A 17369-nucleotide genomic window follows, 5' to 3' on the forward strand; every position below is an offset into this window, starting at 1 on the left:
ACATCAATGGCAGTTGAACTTAACGCATTACGCGATCAGATTGATGCAGTCGACAAGCAAATGTTGGAGCTATTGGCTCAGCGTTTAGCGCTCGTAGAGAAAGTTGGGGAAGTAAAAAGCGAACATGGTTTGCCAATTTATGCTCCAGACCGCGAAGCGGCGATGTTAGCTTCTCGTCGCGCTGAAGCTGAAAAAATGGGAATTCCTCCACAGCTTATTGAAGATATTCTGCGTCGAACAATGCGTGAGTCTTATGCCAGCGAGAAAGATTCCGGTTTTAAGTGTTTGAACCCTGATTTACGCTCAGTTGTTATTATTGGTGGTAATGGTCAATTGGGTGGCCTGTTTGGGCGTATGTTCAAATTGTCGGGCTACCAGGTCAAAGTTCTCGGCAGTAAAGACTGGGATCATGCGGATGAGATTCTAGACAACGCGGGTTTAGTCGTGGTCACGGTGCCGATTCATCTAACGGAAGGGGTGATCGAAAAACTGGCGAACTTGCCGCAAGACTGTATTCTGTGTGACCTGACTTCTATCAAGTCGAAGCCTCTGCAAGCAATGTTGAATGTGCACCAAGGTCCTGTAGTTGGTTTACACCCAATGTTTGGCCCAGATGTTCCGAGCCTTGCCAAGCAGGTTATTGTGTACTGTGATGGTCGTGGTCACGAGCATTACCAATGGCTATTGCAACAGTTTGGAATTTGGGGCGCAAGCTTGTGCCAAATCGATGCACAAGAGCACGATCATGGCATGACGTTGATTCAGGCGTTGCGCCACTTCACGTCGTTTGCTTACGGTATGCACCTAAGCAAAGAGAACCCGAACATCGATCAGTTGTTGAAGTTAAGCTCGCCAATCTACCGCCTTGAATTGGCGATGGTGGGACGACTGTTTGGTCAGGATCCGAATTTGTACGGTGATATCATTTTCTCTTCTCAAGAGAATATCGATATGATCAAGCGATTCCATCAGCGTTTAGGTGATGCGGTAGCGATTCTGGATAGCAGAGACAAAGCGCGATTCATCGAAAGCTTTAAGCAGGTGAGTGATTGGTTTGGTACTTATTCTCAACAATTTATGAATGAGAGCCAAAACTTACTCAAACAGGCGAATGATAATATTCATCGCGGCTAATCACGGGTCATTTAGCCGTGCAGAGTCCGAAACAAAAAGAGCAGCGTAAGCTGCTCTTTTTCGTGTTGATGGACAAATCAGTTCGTCGCAGTATTACTCGTATCTTCACTTGATACTGTGTTGATACTGGTATCGCGATAGGGTGAATTGGTTAAATTGACTTGTAGACGTACAACGTTATCAATCAATTGAACCAAAGGTCCCCATTTCACTTTTTTCTCTTTTTCAAAGACGTCATTGAAGTTTTCTGGCGTCCACTCCATTAAGTATTGAGGGTTGAGTGCTCGTCCGAGGAAGCGTACTTCATAGTGCAAGTGTGGCCCTGTGGAGTTGCCAGAGTTACCGCATTGAGCAATGATGTCGCCTTTACTAACAAACTGACCGCTTTTCACTTTGAAGCGTTGTAGATGAGCAAAGGAGCTCATAAAGCCAAATGAGTGACGAATGGTGACATAGTTACCATAACCACGATTGCTCGGGCGAACGGTTTCCACCACACCGTCAGCCGGTGCCAGGATCTCTTCTCCTCTTTTACAAGTCAGATCGATACCAGTATGAACATGCCTCTTACCTGAAATCGGATTAATACGACTGCCGTAAGAAGAAGAAATACGTTGGTATGTGACTGGACTGTCATTTGGTATCAAACGGAACATCGTCGCTCGAACAGCAGAATCGATAGCGGCTGCGTCAATTCGCTCCTCTAACCCCATGCTGTTCTCATCGATCATCAACTCTTCGTCTGCGAGACCTAAAACCGATTCAACGTCGAATACCCGTTTGCCCAATAGCTGAATTTGATTGTTTTTGTCAGTCAAAGACTGGGAAAGTGAATGATTGGTATCAAGCTGCTCTTCGTAAAGAGCCGTCACTTCGGCCTTTTCACTTTCCAGTTTGGCGATGATTTGTGTTAGTTCGTCTTTATTGTGCATCTGCTGCTGATTAAGGTACCACGCGCCACCAACGACGGCGGGTAATGCCAATACTGAAGCAAATACTGCTAGGACCGAACTGCGGCCCAAATAGAACTGCTGATCGCCGTCTTTCGTCGGGATCTGCATGATGATTTTTTTAGACATAGTTATTGTTACTTAAATAGGCGTTCATTTATTTTTCTCCTAAAAACCTGAGAGGTGCTCTAACTCTCGATTCAGAAGGTCGTTATTGCCTACATTCAATTCTATAAATCGTTTTAGTTGGCTAATGCTTTCGATGTCTATCTTAGCGATCTTCAACCTAATCTCACACTTAGAGACATTCACAATTTGCGCTTTTAACGTAATCACTTGTTCGGATTGATCAAATGAAAAAGTCACATGGACTGGAAGGGTTGGATCCAAAGCCTCAGTCTCTTCCACTTTCATGAGTAAACCATGCTAGGAAAGATCTTGAATCCTAGCTTCAATTGCCAAGTCACGTTGTTCTATCTTAGCTGGAGCTTGATGGAGAATACGTGAAAAGCGTCGTCTCTCTGTCATATGAATATTCTCGTCAGGTCGTCAAACAGAATTGAATAGTATATCAATACGAACAAAAAATGTTCGATTGTTGTTTGAAAAGTGTCGAGATCGCTACAGAGTGACGTAAGTGCTATGTCATGTTCTTAACGAACGAGACGGGCTAATGAGCTCTTTTTATAACAAAGAAAACAAAGGCCGCTATGATAGCGGCCTTTGTACAAATTACAATCAAACTTTGTGGGTTGCGATTACTTCGCAATGCGCTTGTATTTGATACGGTGTGGTTCTGCGGCTTCAGGACCCAATGTTTTCTTCAACCAATCCATGTACTCTGTGTAGTTACCTTCGTAGAAGTTAACTTGGCCTTCGTCACGGTAGTCAATGATGTGGGTTGCGATACGGTCAAGGAACCAACGGTCGTGCGAGATAACCATTGCACAACCAGGGAACTCTAGTAATGCTTCTTCTAGAGCACGCAGTGTTTCAACGTCAAGGTCGTTGGTTGGTTCGTCGAGTAGCAACACGTTACCGCCCGCTTTAAGCAGCTTCGCAAGGTGGACACGGTTACGCTCACCACCCGATAGTTCACCAATAATCTTTTGTTGGTCACTGCCTTTAAAGTTAAAGCGTGAACAGTATGCGCGAGCTGGGATTTCGAAGTTGTTGATCTTAATGATATCAGCACCTTCAGAGATCTCTTGGAATACGGTTTTAGAATCGTCCATGCTGTCACGGAACTGATCGACCGATGCCAGTTTTACTGTATCGCCCATCTCAATTGTGCCCGAGTCTGGTTGTTCAGTACCACTTAACATCTTGAATAGCGTCGATTTACCTGCGCCGTTCGCACCGATGATACCAACAATCGCACCTTTAGGGATGCTGAATGACAGGTCATCAATCAGAACACGACCGTCAAATGACTTGGTCAGGTTCTTCACTTCAATAACCTTATCACCTAGACGCTCACCTGGTGGGATAAACAGTTCATTGGTTTCATTACGTTTTTGGTGATCAGAGCTTTGCAGTTCTTCAAAGCGAGCCATACGTGCTTTTGACTTCGCTTGACGACCTTTAGGGTTTTTACGTACCCACTCAAGCTCTTTCTCGATAGTCTTTTGGCGAGCACTCTCTTGGGAGGCTTCTTGTTGTAGACGAGCGTCTTTTTGCTCCAGCCATGAGGTGTAGTTGCCTTCCCATGGGATACCTTCACCACGGTCCAGTTCTAAGATCCAGCCCGCAGCGTTATCTAGGAAGTAACGGTCGTGGGTGATGGCCACTACGGTACCTGTGTAATCCACTAAGAAGCGCTCTAGCCAAGCAACTGATTCTGCATCTAGGTGGTTGGTAGGTTCATCAAGCAATAGCATGTCTGGCTTAGAAAGTAGCAAGCGACAAATAGCCACACGGCGGCGTTCACCACCTGATAGGTGCGCAATTTTTTGGTCCCATTCAGGTAAACGTAGTGCGTTTGCTGCACGCTCAAGCGCATTTTCTAGGTTATGACCATCTTTCGCTTGGATAAGGGCTTCTAGCTCGCCTTGCTCTTTTGCAAGTGCGTCGAAGTCTGCATCTGGTTCAGCGTAAGCTGCGTAGACTGCGTCCAAACGTTTCAGAGCGTCAGCAACGTCAGCAACCGCTTCTTCAACAACTTCACGAACGGTTTTTGATTCGTCTAATACTGGTTCCTGAGGTAGGTAACCTACGTTTAGACCAGGTTGTGGACGCGCTTCACCGTCGATATCCGTGTCGATACCTGCCATGATACGTAGCAGTGTGGATTTACCTGCACCGTTCAGACCTAAAACACCGATTTTCGCACCAGGGAAGAAGCTCAGAGAGATGTCTTTAAGAATTTGACGCTTAGGTGGCACAATTTTGCTCACCCGCGACATGGTATATACGTATTCAGCCATTGCCGATCGTTCCTAAATTAACTGTCATTCAAACCCATCATTTTATACCAACTGCTTTGTTTTTGTTACCGCATTGCAAGAATTTCCCTAACGAATGGATTTCTTATTTTGAGCTGACCGGAAACTTACACGGTTAGGGTATACACTTTTGTTATTCGTTAAGAATGACGAAGTGTTTTCTATGCGAGTTAGAAACGCTTTGTCTCCATCGTCTTAAAAGTTTGACGAGTACAATTTTTAATACACTAAGTTGCTTTACATGGACATCTGCATTCTGTGTAAATAGATGCATGTGTGAAAATTGCCTTAACATCACATGAACTCTAACAAAACTAGGCTTTAGGGCAGTATATGTCTGGGGAAAATGACACAAATGAGATTCAACGTATCTGAATTGGCTAAAAACGTATGCTGCGCCGCCGCGTTGTGTGCTATGAGTTTGAGTGCTAATGCTGCGCTGAGTTTGGAAAAGCAGCGCGAAGTATATGAGCAAGCTCAAGATTTATTAGATAAAAATGACATCGATGGATACCTTTCGATTCGTCCTAAAATTTCTGACTATCCACTAACGCCTTATGTGGATTACCGCACTTTTATTAGACAGTTACCGGAAAAGTCACCACAACAGGTAAACGAGTTTATTTCTGAGCACGAGTCTTTTCCATTTTCTCGTCGAGTTCGCGCTCCATACCTCAATCATCTTTATAAGCAAAAAGATTGGAAAACTATTACTGAGTTTCAAAAAGTCATTCCTAGTGGTGAGCGTTACCAATGTATTTTCTACGTCGCCCAGTTAAAGCAAGGCAAGAAAGTCGCGGCATTTAAAGGGGCTGAACATATGTGGTTACGTGGCATCAGCATTGCTGATGAGTGTGACCCATTATTTGCGGCATGGGACAAGGCGGGTGAGCGTACCGATGAACTGATTCTACAGCGTATGTTACTGGCGTTTGATGCTCGTAATGGCGGTTTGATGAGTTACTTGCTCAAACTGCCTAAATCAGCGCAGGCAAAGCAACAAGCCAAAGAAATGAAAGCGTTGTTTGATAATCCTTCAAGTGTTGCGGAATTCGCGAAGAAAAAACCTGCGAATGATTTTAATCGAGCGCAAAGTGAATATGCGTTAGAAAAGTTGGCTCGTATGAACACTAGCCAAGCACAAGGTGCGTACGATGCCGTCATTAAAGGACAGAAGTTTTCTCCAGAAAAAGCGCAAGAACTTGCCGACTATATTGCATTTCGATTGACTCGTACGGAGTCTGAGTCATTAGCTAAATGGCGCGATGATAAAACGAAAACCAGTCAGTACTTACCGTTGATTGAAACGCGCATCCGCTTAGCGATTCAAAATGCAGATTGGAAAGGCGTACAAGAGTGGATTGCTGTTCTAAATAAAGAAGAACAAGCCACGCTACGCTGGCAATATTGGCTTGGAAGAAGTGAAATAGCGTTAGGTGATGACATCGCGGGGAAACAGCGTTTAGCAACTCTGCTTGGGCAACGAAACTTCTACAGTGTGGCTGCCGCCAATGCAATCGGACAATCAATCAAATACCCAACGCATACGGTTAAGTTGGATAAGAAAGTTGTTCAACCCTATCAAGACTCGTTAGCTCGTATCGAAGAGTTGATCGCGACGGATAAAATCGCAGCAGCGAAGAGTGAATGGGCACACTTACTGCGCCGCGTAGGAAAAGATGAAAAGGCGATGTTGGCGGCTTATGCATCATTTAAACGTTGGCATCACCTAACGGTGACCGCGAGCATTCAAGCGCAGATGTGGGATAATATCGAACTTAGGTTCCCAATAGCACACCGCTGGTGGTTTAACTTTTATGCGAAAAAGCACAACATTGATCCCGTCACGATGATGTCTCTCGCTCGACAGGAAAGTGCGTTAGATGTTGAAGCCCGCTCTCCAGTTGGCGCTCGTGGTCTTATGCAGATCATGCCTGCGACGGCGAAGTACACGGCACGTAAATATAAGTTGAGTTATCAAGGTACGCAGGATCTCTACAATGTAGGAAAAAATATCGAAATTGGTAGCCATTATTTGCAAGGTTTATTAGAGGATTACGATAATAATCGTATTTTTGCTCTTGCTGCTTATAATGCAGGTCCTAACAGAGTAAAAACGTGGCGAGAGCGTACCCAAGGAAAAGTGGATGCTTATGCCTTTATTGAGGCAATTCCATTTAAAGAGACGCGCGGTTATGTACAAAACATCTTGATGTTTGAAACATACTATCGTGATCTTTTGGGTATCGATGGCGCGTTCTTGAATCAACATGAGATCAATACCAAGTATTGAGTGAGGTAACTTGATGTCGCACGAACCCGAGTACAAAGACTGGCAACAGATTATTGAGCTAATTCGAACAAGTATGGGCACCCAGCAAGATGACATGCTGTTAACTATGCTGATGTCACGTGATGAGAGAGAGTCATTAATATCACGCGTTAATATAATTAACGAACTTCTTAAAGGAGAATTATCTCAACGTCAGATCAGTCAGATGCTTGGTGTGGGCATTGCCACCATTACTCGTGGCTCTAACGAACTAAAGTCGAAATCTGATGAAGAAAAAGACAAGTTGAAAGTCTTGTTAGAACAAGTTGCGGTATCTAAGTAGACAGTATATCCAATTTGCTTTTAGGCCTTGGTGTTACAATTGACTAAGATAACGTATTACAAAGGGCGGAAATATCCGCCCTTTTGCGTATCTAGAGAATAGGCTGAGTGTTATAAATTTGAAGGAAAGTGCTCAGGGTTTGTGAATGGAATCAAAGCCAGAATCAAGGCTTGGTGATAGACCGAGCTTCGAGTTAGCTGGTTTTGGGTTAGTAGGCTAATAGCGCCACCTTTCTGTTTGATGTTATCAGTACCAAACACTTTGTCCATTACATCTCCCAACTCATTCGCATCCTTGAGTTTTTCCAAGACTTTTGGCGGCAACATTAAGCTTGCAGAACGAGATTCACCGCGGTGAGTCTCTGACTCAACCACCATCCAAGCAAACGTCACGTTTGCTTCAATTCCCGCTTCGAGACCGACATAGTAATCCGCGTTTGGCATCTCTACTTTTGCGTTTTTAACGCGGTTTAGCGCACCACGATGAGTTTCTTCATTCGTCATGGGCTGATCTGCGACCTCACTCGGTACACTGATGCCAACGAAGTTGAACTCTTGATGCGGAAATGCATTACGAAATGCACTTTGAACTGCATTAATTTTGGCTGGGTTTAGCGATGCGATTACGACTTTTTGGGTTGCCATGATCTTTTTACTCACTGGTGTCTATTAACTCAATTTTACTTGCGTAGGCTTTACGTTCTCACTCGGGTAACAGCCTAATACTTTCAAGTGCTTAGTGATTTTTGTTAGCTCTTCAAGTGCCTGTTGCATTTCTGTCGAAGCAAGATGTGATGTCAAGTCTACGTAGAACATCTCTTCCCACGGGTTCCCCATAATTGGGCGTGATTCCAGCTTGGTCATATTGATGCCGTAACGTTGCAGCACTAATAGTGTTTCAACCAATGAGCCTGCCTCTTGGGAGGTCGACATGATCAATGTGGTTTTTGCTGGAATCTGAGTAGAAACTTCAACCGGTTTACGAGCAACCACGATAAAGCGAGTATGGTTTTCGGTTTGGTTTGCGATGTTGCCTTGAATTGCTTGCAAGCCATATAGCTTACCGCTTGATGCATTACCAATTGCAGCCACATCATCACGATCCATCTCTTGGACTTTCTGCATTGCATCTGCTGTGCTCGCGCAGGATTCCAGCTTTACCCCTTTCATACGGCTTAAAAACTCACTGCACTGTTGGTGTGGCTGAGGGTGAGAATACAGCGTTTTAATATCTTCCAGACGAATGTCTTTTTTCGCAACCAAGCAGTGTTCGATTGGTTGAGTTAGCTCTCCAACGATGTAAAGCGTCGTGTGTTGTAGTAAGTCATACACTTCATTAATAGAGCCAGAGCTGGTGTTTTCGATTGGCAGAACGCCATAATCAGCATGGCCAGATTCAACCGTTTGAGTCACTTCTTTAAAGTGCTCGCAGTTGAGCTCGATAAGCTCCGTATTTTTACGACTGAAGTATTCGCGACTTGCCAAGTGCGAATAAGAGCCTTTGGCTCCTAAAAAAGCGACGCGAGCAAGTGGCTTACGGCTTTGCTGTGGGTTAACGAGATTTTGCAGATAACTTTGTTGAAGCAGAACTGAGTCTTCAATGATGGTATGGAAAAGTTTGGTGATGTACTGCGCGTCAAGTTCGTATTTATCTTGGCCATTAGAAATCAGCTTGACCAATAATTGCTGTTCACGGACGGCGTCGCGAACAGGCTTTGAGGTTTGTACTTTGCTTTTGGCTACTTCAATGCTGAGTTTACGGCGCTCAGACAATAAGCTGAGAAGTTGGTCATCCAACTCATTCAAGCGTAAACGAATTTCTTCGAGGGAAATAGGTTGGTCAGTCATCAATTCTTTCCTTATAAAAAAGCCTCCCGATTTGGGAGGCTTTCTGTTTGTTTTTGACTTTTCTTTCACAAACGAGTTCGCCCCTCCAACTATGGGAGGAAAAAGAAGTCAAAAATAAACAGTGAGGTTAAATGCATAAATAGTGCTTAATTTATGAGTGTTTAAACACAATAAGCAAGGCTGGGGAGAGCGTCAAGCAAAAAAATAGCGCCTTTCGGCGCTATTTCCTCAATCTGTTCAGTTTACTCTTCTTCTTCCACTAGCTCAGGCTTACTTGCACGTCGAGCTTCAGGTTTGTGGGTCAGCTTGTTCAATTGTCGTTCTAGTTTTTGCTCCACTTCGTTGATAGCTGCGTAAAGATCTTCGTGAGTTGCTGAGGCAATGAGCTGGCCTTTAGGAACTTTGATAACCGCTTCGAATTTTTTCTGTTTGTTTGGTTCCTCACTGAAAGTTGCTTGGCAACCAATTAGGTCTACTTGCCATTTCTCCAGTTTTTTAAATTTGCTCTCAATATGAGCTCGGATTGCAGAGGTGATTTCGATGTTTTTGCCAGTGATATTCATTGTCATAAGTGTTTTTCCTCTGTTGCATCCCTCATGGGTTGAGTTCAGATTACCGCTTTAAGCATAAAAAAATGTGATTCAGATCATTATTTTGCTCGGGTTTTTTATGATGAAAAATGAATGTGATCTCACTCAAGAACTTCTGAGATTTATCGTGAAATTGCTTGTTATCGGTTAGTAAATCCGTAGATTGGATAGAGTACTCAGCTGAAAACGGCCTCGTTTTTAGGGAAGTTTTACGGCCTAATATTTGAGGTGGTTAAAATTTAACTACACGTAAGGTGTGATGACGATCACTGAGTCTCTCCAATGAATCCATTTAAAAAGCCGCTTGCTGTACAAGCGGCTTTTTACTGTCTGGCATTTGGCTGACTTTTCGTAGCGGTATCATGAAAATGGGGTCTTTTGGGGCTAGTGAAACCCCTTCTAAACTTTTGACTTGGTCCAAACTTTCTAGTTGTTTGTATATTATGTAGTAGCGATTAATGCTTGTGACGTACCCAACCGTTGAGCTTAAACTTTTCCGCATAACGACTTCCACGTTATTAAACCAAACATTAGGATCGTAACCTTGTTGGGCTGCACGCTTACGAATACGCTCTACATTGCCGGGGCCCGCATTGTAAGCCGCCAATGTAAAGTAGAGTTTATTTTGTGCAGTAATATCAGGATCACTGAAGTACTGCTTACGCAAAAAAGCTAAGTATTTCACTCCAGCATGAATGTTGTTTTCTAATTGTCGAACATTTTTGATATTGATATTCGGATCTTGAGCGGTGCTGGGTAGGACTTGCATTATGCCAACGGCACCTCGGCTTCCAACTAGGTCGTTATTAAATCCTGATTCCTTGTAAGCGATTGCAGCGATCAGTAAATAGTCGATATCGTATTTCTCACCATAGCGTGAAAATAGCGCCGCGAGTTTTTCTAGTTGAGCAATTTTCTTAGGGTTAAGAGCTCTGTTCAACCATCCCGTGTTATCGATGTATTTGCCGTAAATAACGTTACCGAGTAGTGTCCCAGAGCGAGACTTCTGGATGAACTTATTCACGACGGCTTTTAATTTGGGACTATTTTCTCGCATTGCCCAAGCAATTTTGCCATTTTTGCGGATAGGGATTTTTTTGTGCACCCGAATATCATCCATCACTTTCAGCCAAAGCTTGGCTTTATGGCTATCGAGAACAATGGCTTTGACGTAACCATTGTTGAGCATTCCGACCAGCTCATAATCTTGAAGTGTTTCTTCAATAAAGTGCACGATAACAGGCGGTAAGCCTTTTTTGTTTAGTTTCTTATTTAGTGTCTGAATGCTTTCAAAGTAGCTAGAACTGGCGCGCACCCAAATCTCTTTGCCGCTCAATTGTTCGATTTTCGTCATCGTTGGTGTGCTTTTGTTTGTCACTACCCACTCTTGAATACCAGTGAGGATGGGTGAACTGAACTCCACTTTCTGTTTGCGCGTGTCGGTAATAGTCAGGTTGGCGACAACTAAGTCACCTGAACCGTTTTCTAAGGCTGGCAGTAGCTGGTCGCGGGCAACAGGAATAATTTGTACGTTAAGCTTTGGTTTGAGTTTACGAAGGTCTTTTTCGAAATGCGCCAGCAATTCCGCGCCTATGCCTTTTGGTGTGCCGCCCTCAATGTAGTAAAAGCCTAAATCAGCAGAAACTAAGACGCGCAGTACATTCTTCTCCTTGATGACATCGAGGTCTCCGGTATAAGGAGGCTGTTTGAGCGGCGAGATTTGCAGTGCGTAAACGGAAGCAGACAATAGGAGCAGCATAACTGCGCAAAGCTTAGATATCGTCACGTTCACATCCTTTTTATAAAGGGGGAGGAGAACTTTAAGCATATGTGGAGCTAGGAAGATCATCAAGAAAGGGCTGAATATACTATTGAGAGTAATAAAAAACCGCCACGGTAAAAACGGTGGCGGTTCAGTTTAAAGCAAGTTCAATTACTTCACAGGGTTGAGCTCTATAAGCTTTTCAGTTCTTGCTACGGCGTCTTCCAAACCAAGTTGCTTGTAGGCCTCTAGCTGGATAGTCAGTGACTTACGTGCAGCTTCTGTGTCTGGATACGCTTTTTGTAGCTCTTGGCTGCGATTAATAGCAGCGACCCAAGCTTCACGGCGAAGGTAGAAGTCAGCAGTCGCTAAATCATAGTTCGCTAGACGGTTTTTCAGCGCAACCATACGTTTTTGTGAATCTTCTGCATATGGGCTATTCGGGTAGCGTTGAAGTAGTTTTTTGAAGTCATCAAACGCTTTTTTTACCGGTTCAGGATCGCGATCGCTTCGATCTACGCTGAATAAATCATGCATAAAGTTACGATCTTGCGCCATGTGGCTTAGACCTCGCATGTACAGCACCCAATCCATCTTTTCATGGGTTGGGTTTAAACGCATAAAGCGAGAAATGGTTGCCAAGCCCAAAGCAAGGTCGTCGTTTTTGTAGTACGCATAGATTAGGTCAAGCTGCACCTGTTCAGAGTAGGCACCGAATGGGTAACGTGAGTCTAATGCTTCCAGTTTCTCAATTGCAGAAAGCCAATTACCACTTTGAAGAGAAATCTGTGCGTCTGCATACAGTTCCGAAGGCGGCACATCAGGAACGATTTCTTCTTTGCTTGCACATCCAAACAGAAGGGATACCGCTAAAAGGCCTGTTAAAGTCTGACGTTTCATATCAGGAGTCTGTTCCTTGAATCTAAATATTTCTTAAGCTGCCGTTACTTTCTTTCTAGTAACAGATACAATGACGTAATAGTCTATTTTTTCACAGTCGTGAGCATTAGTCTCACAGTTTTTAAAAAAGTTCGATATGGCTCAGCAGATTGTATTAACAAATACCGTAAAAGATAGCCAGTTAGGTCAACGTTTAGACCAAGCTATCGCCGAATTATTCGCGGACTTCTCTCGCTCGCGCCTAAAAGAGTGGCTGCTTGATGGGAAAGTTCAAGTTGATGGTGAAGTTGTCACTAAACCTCGTACCAAAGTAATGGGTGGCGAGGAAATTACATTGCAAGCCGAGTTAGAAGATGAAGAACGCTGGGAAGCGCAAGATATCCCGCTAGATATCGTCTATGAAGATGAAGATATTATCGTTATCAACAAACCTCGTGACTTTGTGGTTCATCCGGGCGCTGGTACGCCTGATGGCACTGTGCTTAATGCGTTGTTGCATCATTACCCTGATATTGCAGAAGTACCTCGTGCAGGTATCGTGCACCGTTTGGATAAAGACACAACGGGTTTGATGGTGGTGGCGAAAACCGTTCCTGCACAAACTCGTCTGGTTCGCGCACTGCAAAAACGTAATATTACTCGTGAGTACGAAGCGATCGCTATTGGTCGTATGACTGCGGGCGGTAAAGTGGATCAACCTATTGGTCGTCACTCTACTAAGCGCACGCTTATGGCGGTGGCACCAATGGGCAAACCAGCAGTAACGCACTACCGTGTTGCTGAACGCTTCCGCGAACACACGCGTATTCGTTTGCGTCTAGAAACGGGTCGTACGCACCAGATTCGTGTGCACATGTCTTATCTTCAGCATCCGCTGCTCGGTGATATTGCATATGGTGGACGTGCTCGCATCCCGACAGGTGCGTCTGAAGAGCTAACGGCAATGATCCGGGGCTTCGATCGCCAAGCATTGCACGCAGTAATGCTGCGCTTTGAGCACCCAATTACGGGCGAAGTTCTTGAGTTTCATGCTCCAGTGCCTGATGACATGGTTGTGATGACTGAAGCGCTTCGTCAAGATACAGAAGAGCACGGCTTACCGGAAGAATTCTAATATGAAGACGATCATTCCGAACTGGCCAGCGCCTAAAAATGTCAAAGCTTTCGCCTCAACACGCATAGGCGGATTTTCGACAGGCCCTTACCAAGGGCTAAATTTAGGTACTCACGTTGGGGATGATTTGTCTTTAGTAGAGAAGAACCGAGCTTGGTTGGCGCAACAGGCAAGCATGCCAAATGCGCCAATCTGGTTAAACCAAACGCATTCAACCGTTGTGGCTCAAGCAAATGAACCAACAACACAGGTGCTTGATGCGGATGGTGTATTTACTTCTTCAAGCCATGTTGTTTGTTCAGCGATGACCGCCGATTGTTTACCTGTATTATTGACTAATACACAAGGTACGCAAGTAGCCGCTGTTCACGCAGGTTGGCGCGGCTTAGCAAATGGCATTGTCGAAAATGCGTTAGCGTTGTTTTCTGGTGAAGTGATAGCGTGGCTTGGCCCCGCCATTGGCCCTCAAGCCTTCGAAGTGGGTGAAGATGTTCTGCAAGCTTTTGTTGATTTTGATTCACAGGCGAATCAAGCATTTGCTCCACGCGATATCGACGGTAAATGGTTTGCTGACATGTCGGTGCTGGCAACGCAACGTCTAAACCGGGCTGGTGTGACACAAGTGTTTGATTCTGGACTTTGTACTTACCAAGATAAAGCCTCTTTTTACTCTTATCGCCGTGATGGTAAGACTGGTCGACAAGCAACCTTTATTTGGATCGAAGACTAGCTATAAGCACCAAAGTGCTAAGATGCATACTACTATTTTTGCAAAGCTATCTTTATTCATTCACTCCCTTGAAATTCCCCTCCTGAGTATCCATCTTTCTAACTGTCAAAAGAATTTCCTTTAGTTGAGGTTAGGAAGGTAGATATGCGTCTTGATCGATTCACAAGTAAGTTTCAAATCGCTATCTCTGATGCTCAATCACTAGCGTTAGGGCGCGATCATCAATATATCGAGCCAGTTCACCTCATGGTGGCTTTGCTTGATCAAAATGGCAGTCCAATTCGTCCATTGCTTACTATGCTGGATGTGGACGTAACGCATTTACGCTCTAAATTGAGTGAAATGTTAGATCGATTACCAAAAGTCAGTGGCATCGGTGGGGATGTTCAGCTCTCTAGCTCGATGGGCACATTGTTTAACCTGTGTGACAAAGTGGCGCAAAAGCGTCAAGACTCCTATATCTCGTCTGAAGTCTTCCTGCTTGCCGCTTTAGAAGATCGCGGACCATTGGGGCAATTGCTCAAAGAGATCGGCTTAACAGAGCAAAAAGTCAGCCAGGCAATCGAAAAGATCAGAGGTGGTCAAAAGGTCAATGATCCGAATGCAGAAGAGCTTCGTCAAGCATTGGAAAAGTTCACCATAGACCTTACCGAACGTGCAGAGCAAGGTAAATTGGATCCGGTTATCGGCCGTGATGATGAAATCCGTCGTACTATCCAGGTATTGCAGCGTCGTACTAAAAACAACCCTGTGATTATCGGTGAACCAGGCGTAGGTAAGACAGCAATTGTTGAAGGCTTAGCGCAGCGCATAGTTAACAATGAAGTACCTGAAGGTCTGCGTGGTCGCCGTGTGCTATCACTGGATATGGGCGCACTGGTTGCTGGCGCGAAATACCGTGGGGAATTTGAAGAGCGTTTAAAATCAGTATTGAATGAACTTGCTAAAGAAGAAGGCAACGTCATCCTCTTCATTGATGAACTACACACTATGGTCGGTGCTGGTAAAGGTGAAGGCTCAATGGATGCGGGCAACATGCTAAAACCGGCATTAGCTCGTGGTGAGCTGCACTGTGTTGGCGCAACAACATTGGATGAATATCGTCAGTACATCGAAAAAGATGCAGCATTAGAACGTCGTTTCCAAAAAGTGCTGGTGGATGAGCCGACCGTTGAGGATACCGTGGCGATTTTACGTGGCTTGAAGGAGCGTTATGAGCTTCATCATCACGTCGAAATTACCGACCCAGCGATTGTTGCTGCGGCGAGTTTGTCACATCGCTATGTCTCCGACCGTCAGTTGCCGGATAAAGCGATCGACTTAATCGACGAAGCGGCTTCAAGCATTCGTTTACAAATTGACTCTAAGCCGGAGTCCTTGGATAAGCTTGAGCGTAAAATCATCCAACTCAAAATTGAGCAGCAAGCACTAAGTAACGAGCACGATGAAGCGAGTGAAAAGCGTTTGAAAGCGCTTAATGAAGAACTCAATGAAAAAGAACGTGAGTACGCTGAACTAGAAGAGGTTTGGAATACAGAAAAAGCAGCTCTTTCTGGTACTCAACATATTAAGTCTGAGCTTGAACAAGCTCGTATGGACATGGAGTTTGCTCGCCGAGCTGGTGATCTAAACCGCATGTCGGAGCTTCAATATGGTCGTATTCCTGAACTTGAGAAGCAGTTAGATCTTGCAACCCAAGCTGAAATGCAGGAAATGACGCTATTGCGTAATAAAGTAACCGACAACGAGATTGCAGAAGTACTTTCTAAGCAAACCGGTATTCCGGTATCCAAGATGCTAGAAGCGGAAAAAGAGAAACTACTTCGCATGGAAGACGTGCTGCATAATCGTGTGGTAGGTCAAAGCGAAGCGGTCTCTGTTGTATCGAATGCCATTCGTCGTAGTCGAGCTGGGCTTTCTGATCCAAACCGACCAATTGGCTCCTTCTTATTCTTAGGTCCAACTGGTGTGGGTAAAACAGAGCTTTGTAAGACGCTTGCGAGCTTTATGTTCGACAGTGAAGATGCGATGGTCCGTATCGATATGTCTGAGTTCATGGAGAAACACTCAGTGGCAAGGTTGGTTGGTGCTCCTCCAGGCTATGTCGGATATGAAGAGGGTGGTTACTTAACTGAAGCGGTTCGTCGCAAGCCGTATTCGGTAATTTTGTTAGACGAAGTAGAGAAAGCGCATCCGGATGTATTTAACATTCTGCTGCAAGTTCTCGATGATGGGCGTTTAACGGATGGTCAAGGTCGTACTGTTGACTTCCGTAATACGGTTGTGATCATGACATCGAACTTGGGCTCATCTCGTATCCAAGAGAATTTCGCAACATTAGACTATCAAGGTATCAAGAGTGAAGTGATGGATGTGGTTAGCAAACACTTCCGCCCAGAGTTCTTGAACCGTGTTGACGAAATCGTGGTGTTCCATCCACTTGGTCAAGAGCACATTAAGTCCATTGCTTCTATTCAATTGGAACGTTTGGCGAAACGACTAGAGGAGAAAGGCTATCAACTAGAAGTTTCCGACAAAGCACTCGATTTGATCGCTCAAGTTGGTTTCGATCCTGTGTATGGTGCGCGTCCTTTAAAACGTGCAATTCAGCAGAATGTCGAGAACCCGTTAGCCAAATCAATTCTTTCTGGTGAAATCGTTCCAGACAAGACAGTGCAGCTAATTGTTACTAATGACCAAATTTGTGCTCATCAATAATTGTATGGATACAGTAAAATTGAGATAAAAATCACACTAAAGGGGCCGTTTGGCCCCTTTTCTATAGTTTTTTAGAGTCTTTTGTCTGTTTTCTATACGAATAAACTAAAAAGGTGAGTTTTTTTAAAAAATGCACTTGTGTTCTTTAATGAACTCCCTATAATGCGCCTCCGTTGTCACGGGAAAGCAAGTGAAGCGGAACCTAAACAACTACGGTTAGTGAGTTAAAATTAACTCGCAGATAAATAACTTAAAAAAGTGTTTGACACGATAAGTTATCTAGCTAAAATAGCCGTCCACTTTGAAGAGAACTTCGAAGTGTGCTCTTTAAAAATATAGACCTATCAATCTGTGTGGGCACTCGTTGATGATAATCCAATTAGAAGCTTAGGCTTCAAATTAGGTTTCAATGATACGAAGTGACCATTGAATCGAAAGATTCAGCACAGTCAATTCAAACATTACTTCTGCTATTTATTAGCGAAAGGAATGTTCAGTATTCATTGAGCCGAACAAAATCTTAAATTGAAGAGTTTGATCATGGCTCAGATTGAACGCTGGCGGC

13 protein-coding genes, 1 pseudogene and 1 other annotated feature are annotated in these 17369 nt (G+C 44.3%); of the genes and pseudogenes, 6 read left to right on the forward strand and 8 right to left on the reverse strand.

Features of this window, described 5'->3' with window-relative positions:
- Positions 1-6: 6 nt before the first annotated feature.
- Positions 7-1134 carry a bifunctional chorismate mutase/prephenate dehydrogenase gene (gene tyrA, locus R7P35_RS20950; protein ID WP_176311279.1) on the forward strand — a complete coding sequence of 376 codons (1128 nt, stop codon included), beginning with the start codon at positions 7-9 and terminating at the stop codon, positions 1132-1134.
- A gap of 77 nt (positions 1135-1211) precedes the next feature.
- On the opposite strand, the gene R7P35_RS20955 is transcribed toward tyrA, so the two are convergent.
- The 3 genes and pseudogenes from R7P35_RS20955 to ettA all read right to left on the reverse strand — a co-directional run bounded on the left by R7P35_RS20955 (position 1212) and on the right by ettA (position 4510).
- Positions 1212-2213 carry a M23 family metallopeptidase gene (locus tag R7P35_RS20955; RefSeq protein WP_005381900.1) on the reverse strand — a complete coding sequence of 334 codons (1002 nt, stop codon included), beginning with the start codon at positions 2211-2213 and terminating at the stop codon, positions 1212-1214.
- A 28-nt stretch (positions 2214-2241) separates the two neighbouring features.
- Positions 2242-2498, reverse strand: a pseudogene (locus R7P35_RS20960) (PilZ domain-containing protein).
- Positions 2499-2842: 344 nt separating this feature from the next.
- The gene (gene ettA, locus R7P35_RS20965; protein ID WP_005381894.1) at positions 2843-4510 is read right to left on the reverse strand and encodes an energy-dependent translational throttle protein EttA; all 1668 of its coding nucleotides are present in this window, start codon (positions 4508-4510) and stop codon (positions 2843-2845) included.
- A 364-nt stretch (positions 4511-4874) separates the two neighbouring features.
- Here ettA and sltY point away from each other — a divergent pair, with 364 nt between their 5' ends.
- Together sltY and trpR are read left to right on the forward strand one after the other, a co-directional pair.
- Positions 4875-6821 (forward strand): murein transglycosylase, encoded by a 1947-nt coding sequence (gene sltY / locus R7P35_RS20970; RefSeq protein ID WP_042521869.1) that lies wholly within the window; start codon positions 4875-4877, stop codon positions 6819-6821.
- Positions 6822-6834: 13 nt separating this feature from the next.
- A complete protein-coding gene (gene trpR, locus R7P35_RS20975; protein ID WP_005381892.1) occupies positions 6835-7143 on the forward strand; it encodes a trp operon repressor in 309 nt (102 codons plus the stop codon).
- A 110-nt stretch (positions 7144-7253) separates the two neighbouring features.
- On the opposite strand, the gene yjjX is transcribed toward trpR, so the two are convergent.
- The 5 genes from yjjX to bamD all read right to left on the reverse strand — a co-directional run bounded on the left by yjjX (position 7254) and on the right by bamD (position 12242).
- The gene (yjjX, locus tag R7P35_RS20980; protein WP_025768441.1) at positions 7254-7787 is read right to left on the reverse strand and encodes an inosine/xanthosine triphosphatase; all 534 of its coding nucleotides are present in this window, start codon (positions 7785-7787) and stop codon (positions 7254-7256) included.
- 24 nt (positions 7788-7811) lie between these two features.
- Entirely contained in the window at positions 7812-8990 is a 1179-nt protein-coding gene (gene pheA, locus R7P35_RS20985) for a prephenate dehydratase (protein WP_017636154.1), read from the reverse strand.
- Between the two features lie 12 nt (positions 8991-9002).
- Positions 9003-9124, reverse strand: a sequence feature (Phe leader region).
- Positions 9125-9232: 108 nt separating this feature from the next.
- Positions 9233-9559, reverse strand: a complete 327-nt coding sequence (hpf, locus tag R7P35_RS20990; RefSeq protein ID WP_005381889.1) for a ribosome hibernation-promoting factor, HPF/YfiA family — start codon at positions 9557-9559, stop codon at positions 9233-9235.
- Between the two features lie 313 nt (positions 9560-9872).
- Positions 9873-11366 (reverse strand): transglycosylase SLT domain-containing protein, encoded by a 1494-nt coding sequence (locus tag R7P35_RS20995; protein ID WP_025768442.1) that lies wholly within the window; start codon positions 11364-11366, stop codon positions 9873-9875.
- Between the two features lie 147 nt (positions 11367-11513).
- The gene (gene bamD, locus R7P35_RS21000) at positions 11514-12242 is read right to left on the reverse strand and encodes an outer membrane protein assembly factor BamD (protein ID WP_005381876.1); all 729 of its coding nucleotides are present in this window, start codon (positions 12240-12242) and stop codon (positions 11514-11516) included.
- 136 nt (positions 12243-12378) lie between these two features.
- On the opposite strand from bamD, the gene rluD reads away from it, so the two are divergent.
- The 3 genes from rluD (at position 12379) to clpB (ending at position 16804) form a co-directional block, all read left to right on the forward strand.
- Positions 12379-13356, forward strand: coding sequence for a 23S rRNA pseudouridine(1911/1915/1917) synthase RluD (gene rluD / locus R7P35_RS21005; protein ID WP_005381875.1), 978 nt, complete (start codon positions 12379-12381; stop codon positions 13354-13356).
- A gap of 1 nt (position 13357) precedes the next feature.
- On the forward strand, positions 13358-14086 hold the full coding sequence (gene pgeF, locus R7P35_RS21010) for a peptidoglycan editing factor PgeF (RefSeq protein WP_005381874.1): 729 nt from the start codon (positions 13358-13360) through the stop codon (positions 14084-14086).
- A gap of 144 nt (positions 14087-14230) precedes the next feature.
- A complete protein-coding gene (gene clpB, locus R7P35_RS21015; protein ID WP_005381873.1) occupies positions 14231-16804 on the forward strand; it encodes an ATP-dependent chaperone ClpB in 2574 nt (857 codons plus the stop codon).
- The last annotated feature ends 565 nt before the right edge of the window (positions 16805-17369 follow it).

It is taken from the genome of Vibrio sp. Vb0304 (assembly GCF_033338995.1).
GTDB lineage: Bacteria > Pseudomonadota > Gammaproteobacteria > Enterobacterales > Vibrionaceae > Vibrio > Vibrio alginolyticus.

What these genes read in the sequence shown, in the direction of transcription:
- tyrA (WP_176311279.1), top strand. Translation starts at nt 7, where the DNA reads ATGGCAGTTGAACTTAACGCATTACGCGATCAGATTGATGCAGTCGAC.
- R7P35_RS20955 (WP_005381900.1), bottom strand. Translation starts at nt 2,213, where the DNA reads ATGTCTAAAAAAATCATCATGCAGATCCCGACGAAAGACGGCGATCAG.
- ettA (WP_005381894.1), bottom strand. Translation starts at nt 4,510, where the DNA reads ATGGCTGAATACGTATATACCATGTCGCGGGTGAGCAAAATTGTGCCA.
- sltY (WP_042521869.1), top strand. Translation starts at nt 4,875, where the DNA reads ATGACACAAATGAGATTCAACGTATCTGAATTGGCTAAAAACGTATGC.
- trpR (WP_005381892.1), top strand. Translation starts at nt 6,835, where the DNA reads ATGTCGCACGAACCCGAGTACAAAGACTGGCAACAGATTATTGAGCTA.
- yjjX (WP_025768441.1), bottom strand. Translation starts at nt 7,787, where the DNA reads ATGGCAACCCAAAAAGTCGTAATCGCATCGCTAAACCCAGCCAAAATT.
- pheA (WP_017636154.1), bottom strand. Translation starts at nt 8,990, where the DNA reads ATGACTGACCAACCTATTTCCCTCGAAGAAATTCGTTTACGCTTGAAT.
- hpf (WP_005381889.1), bottom strand. Translation starts at nt 9,559, where the DNA reads ATGACAATGAATATCACTGGCAAAAACATCGAAATCACCTCTGCAATC.
- bamD (WP_005381876.1), bottom strand. Translation starts at nt 12,242, where the DNA reads ATGAAACGTCAGACTTTAACAGGCCTTTTAGCGGTATCCCTTCTGTTT.
- rluD (WP_005381875.1), top strand. Translation starts at nt 12,379, where the DNA reads ATGGCTCAGCAGATTGTATTAACAAATACCGTAAAAGATAGCCAGTTA.
- pgeF (WP_005381874.1), top strand. Translation starts at nt 13,358, where the DNA reads ATGAAGACGATCATTCCGAACTGGCCAGCGCCTAAAAATGTCAAAGCT.
- clpB (WP_005381873.1), top strand. Translation starts at nt 14,231, where the DNA reads ATGCGTCTTGATCGATTCACAAGTAAGTTTCAAATCGCTATCTCTGAT.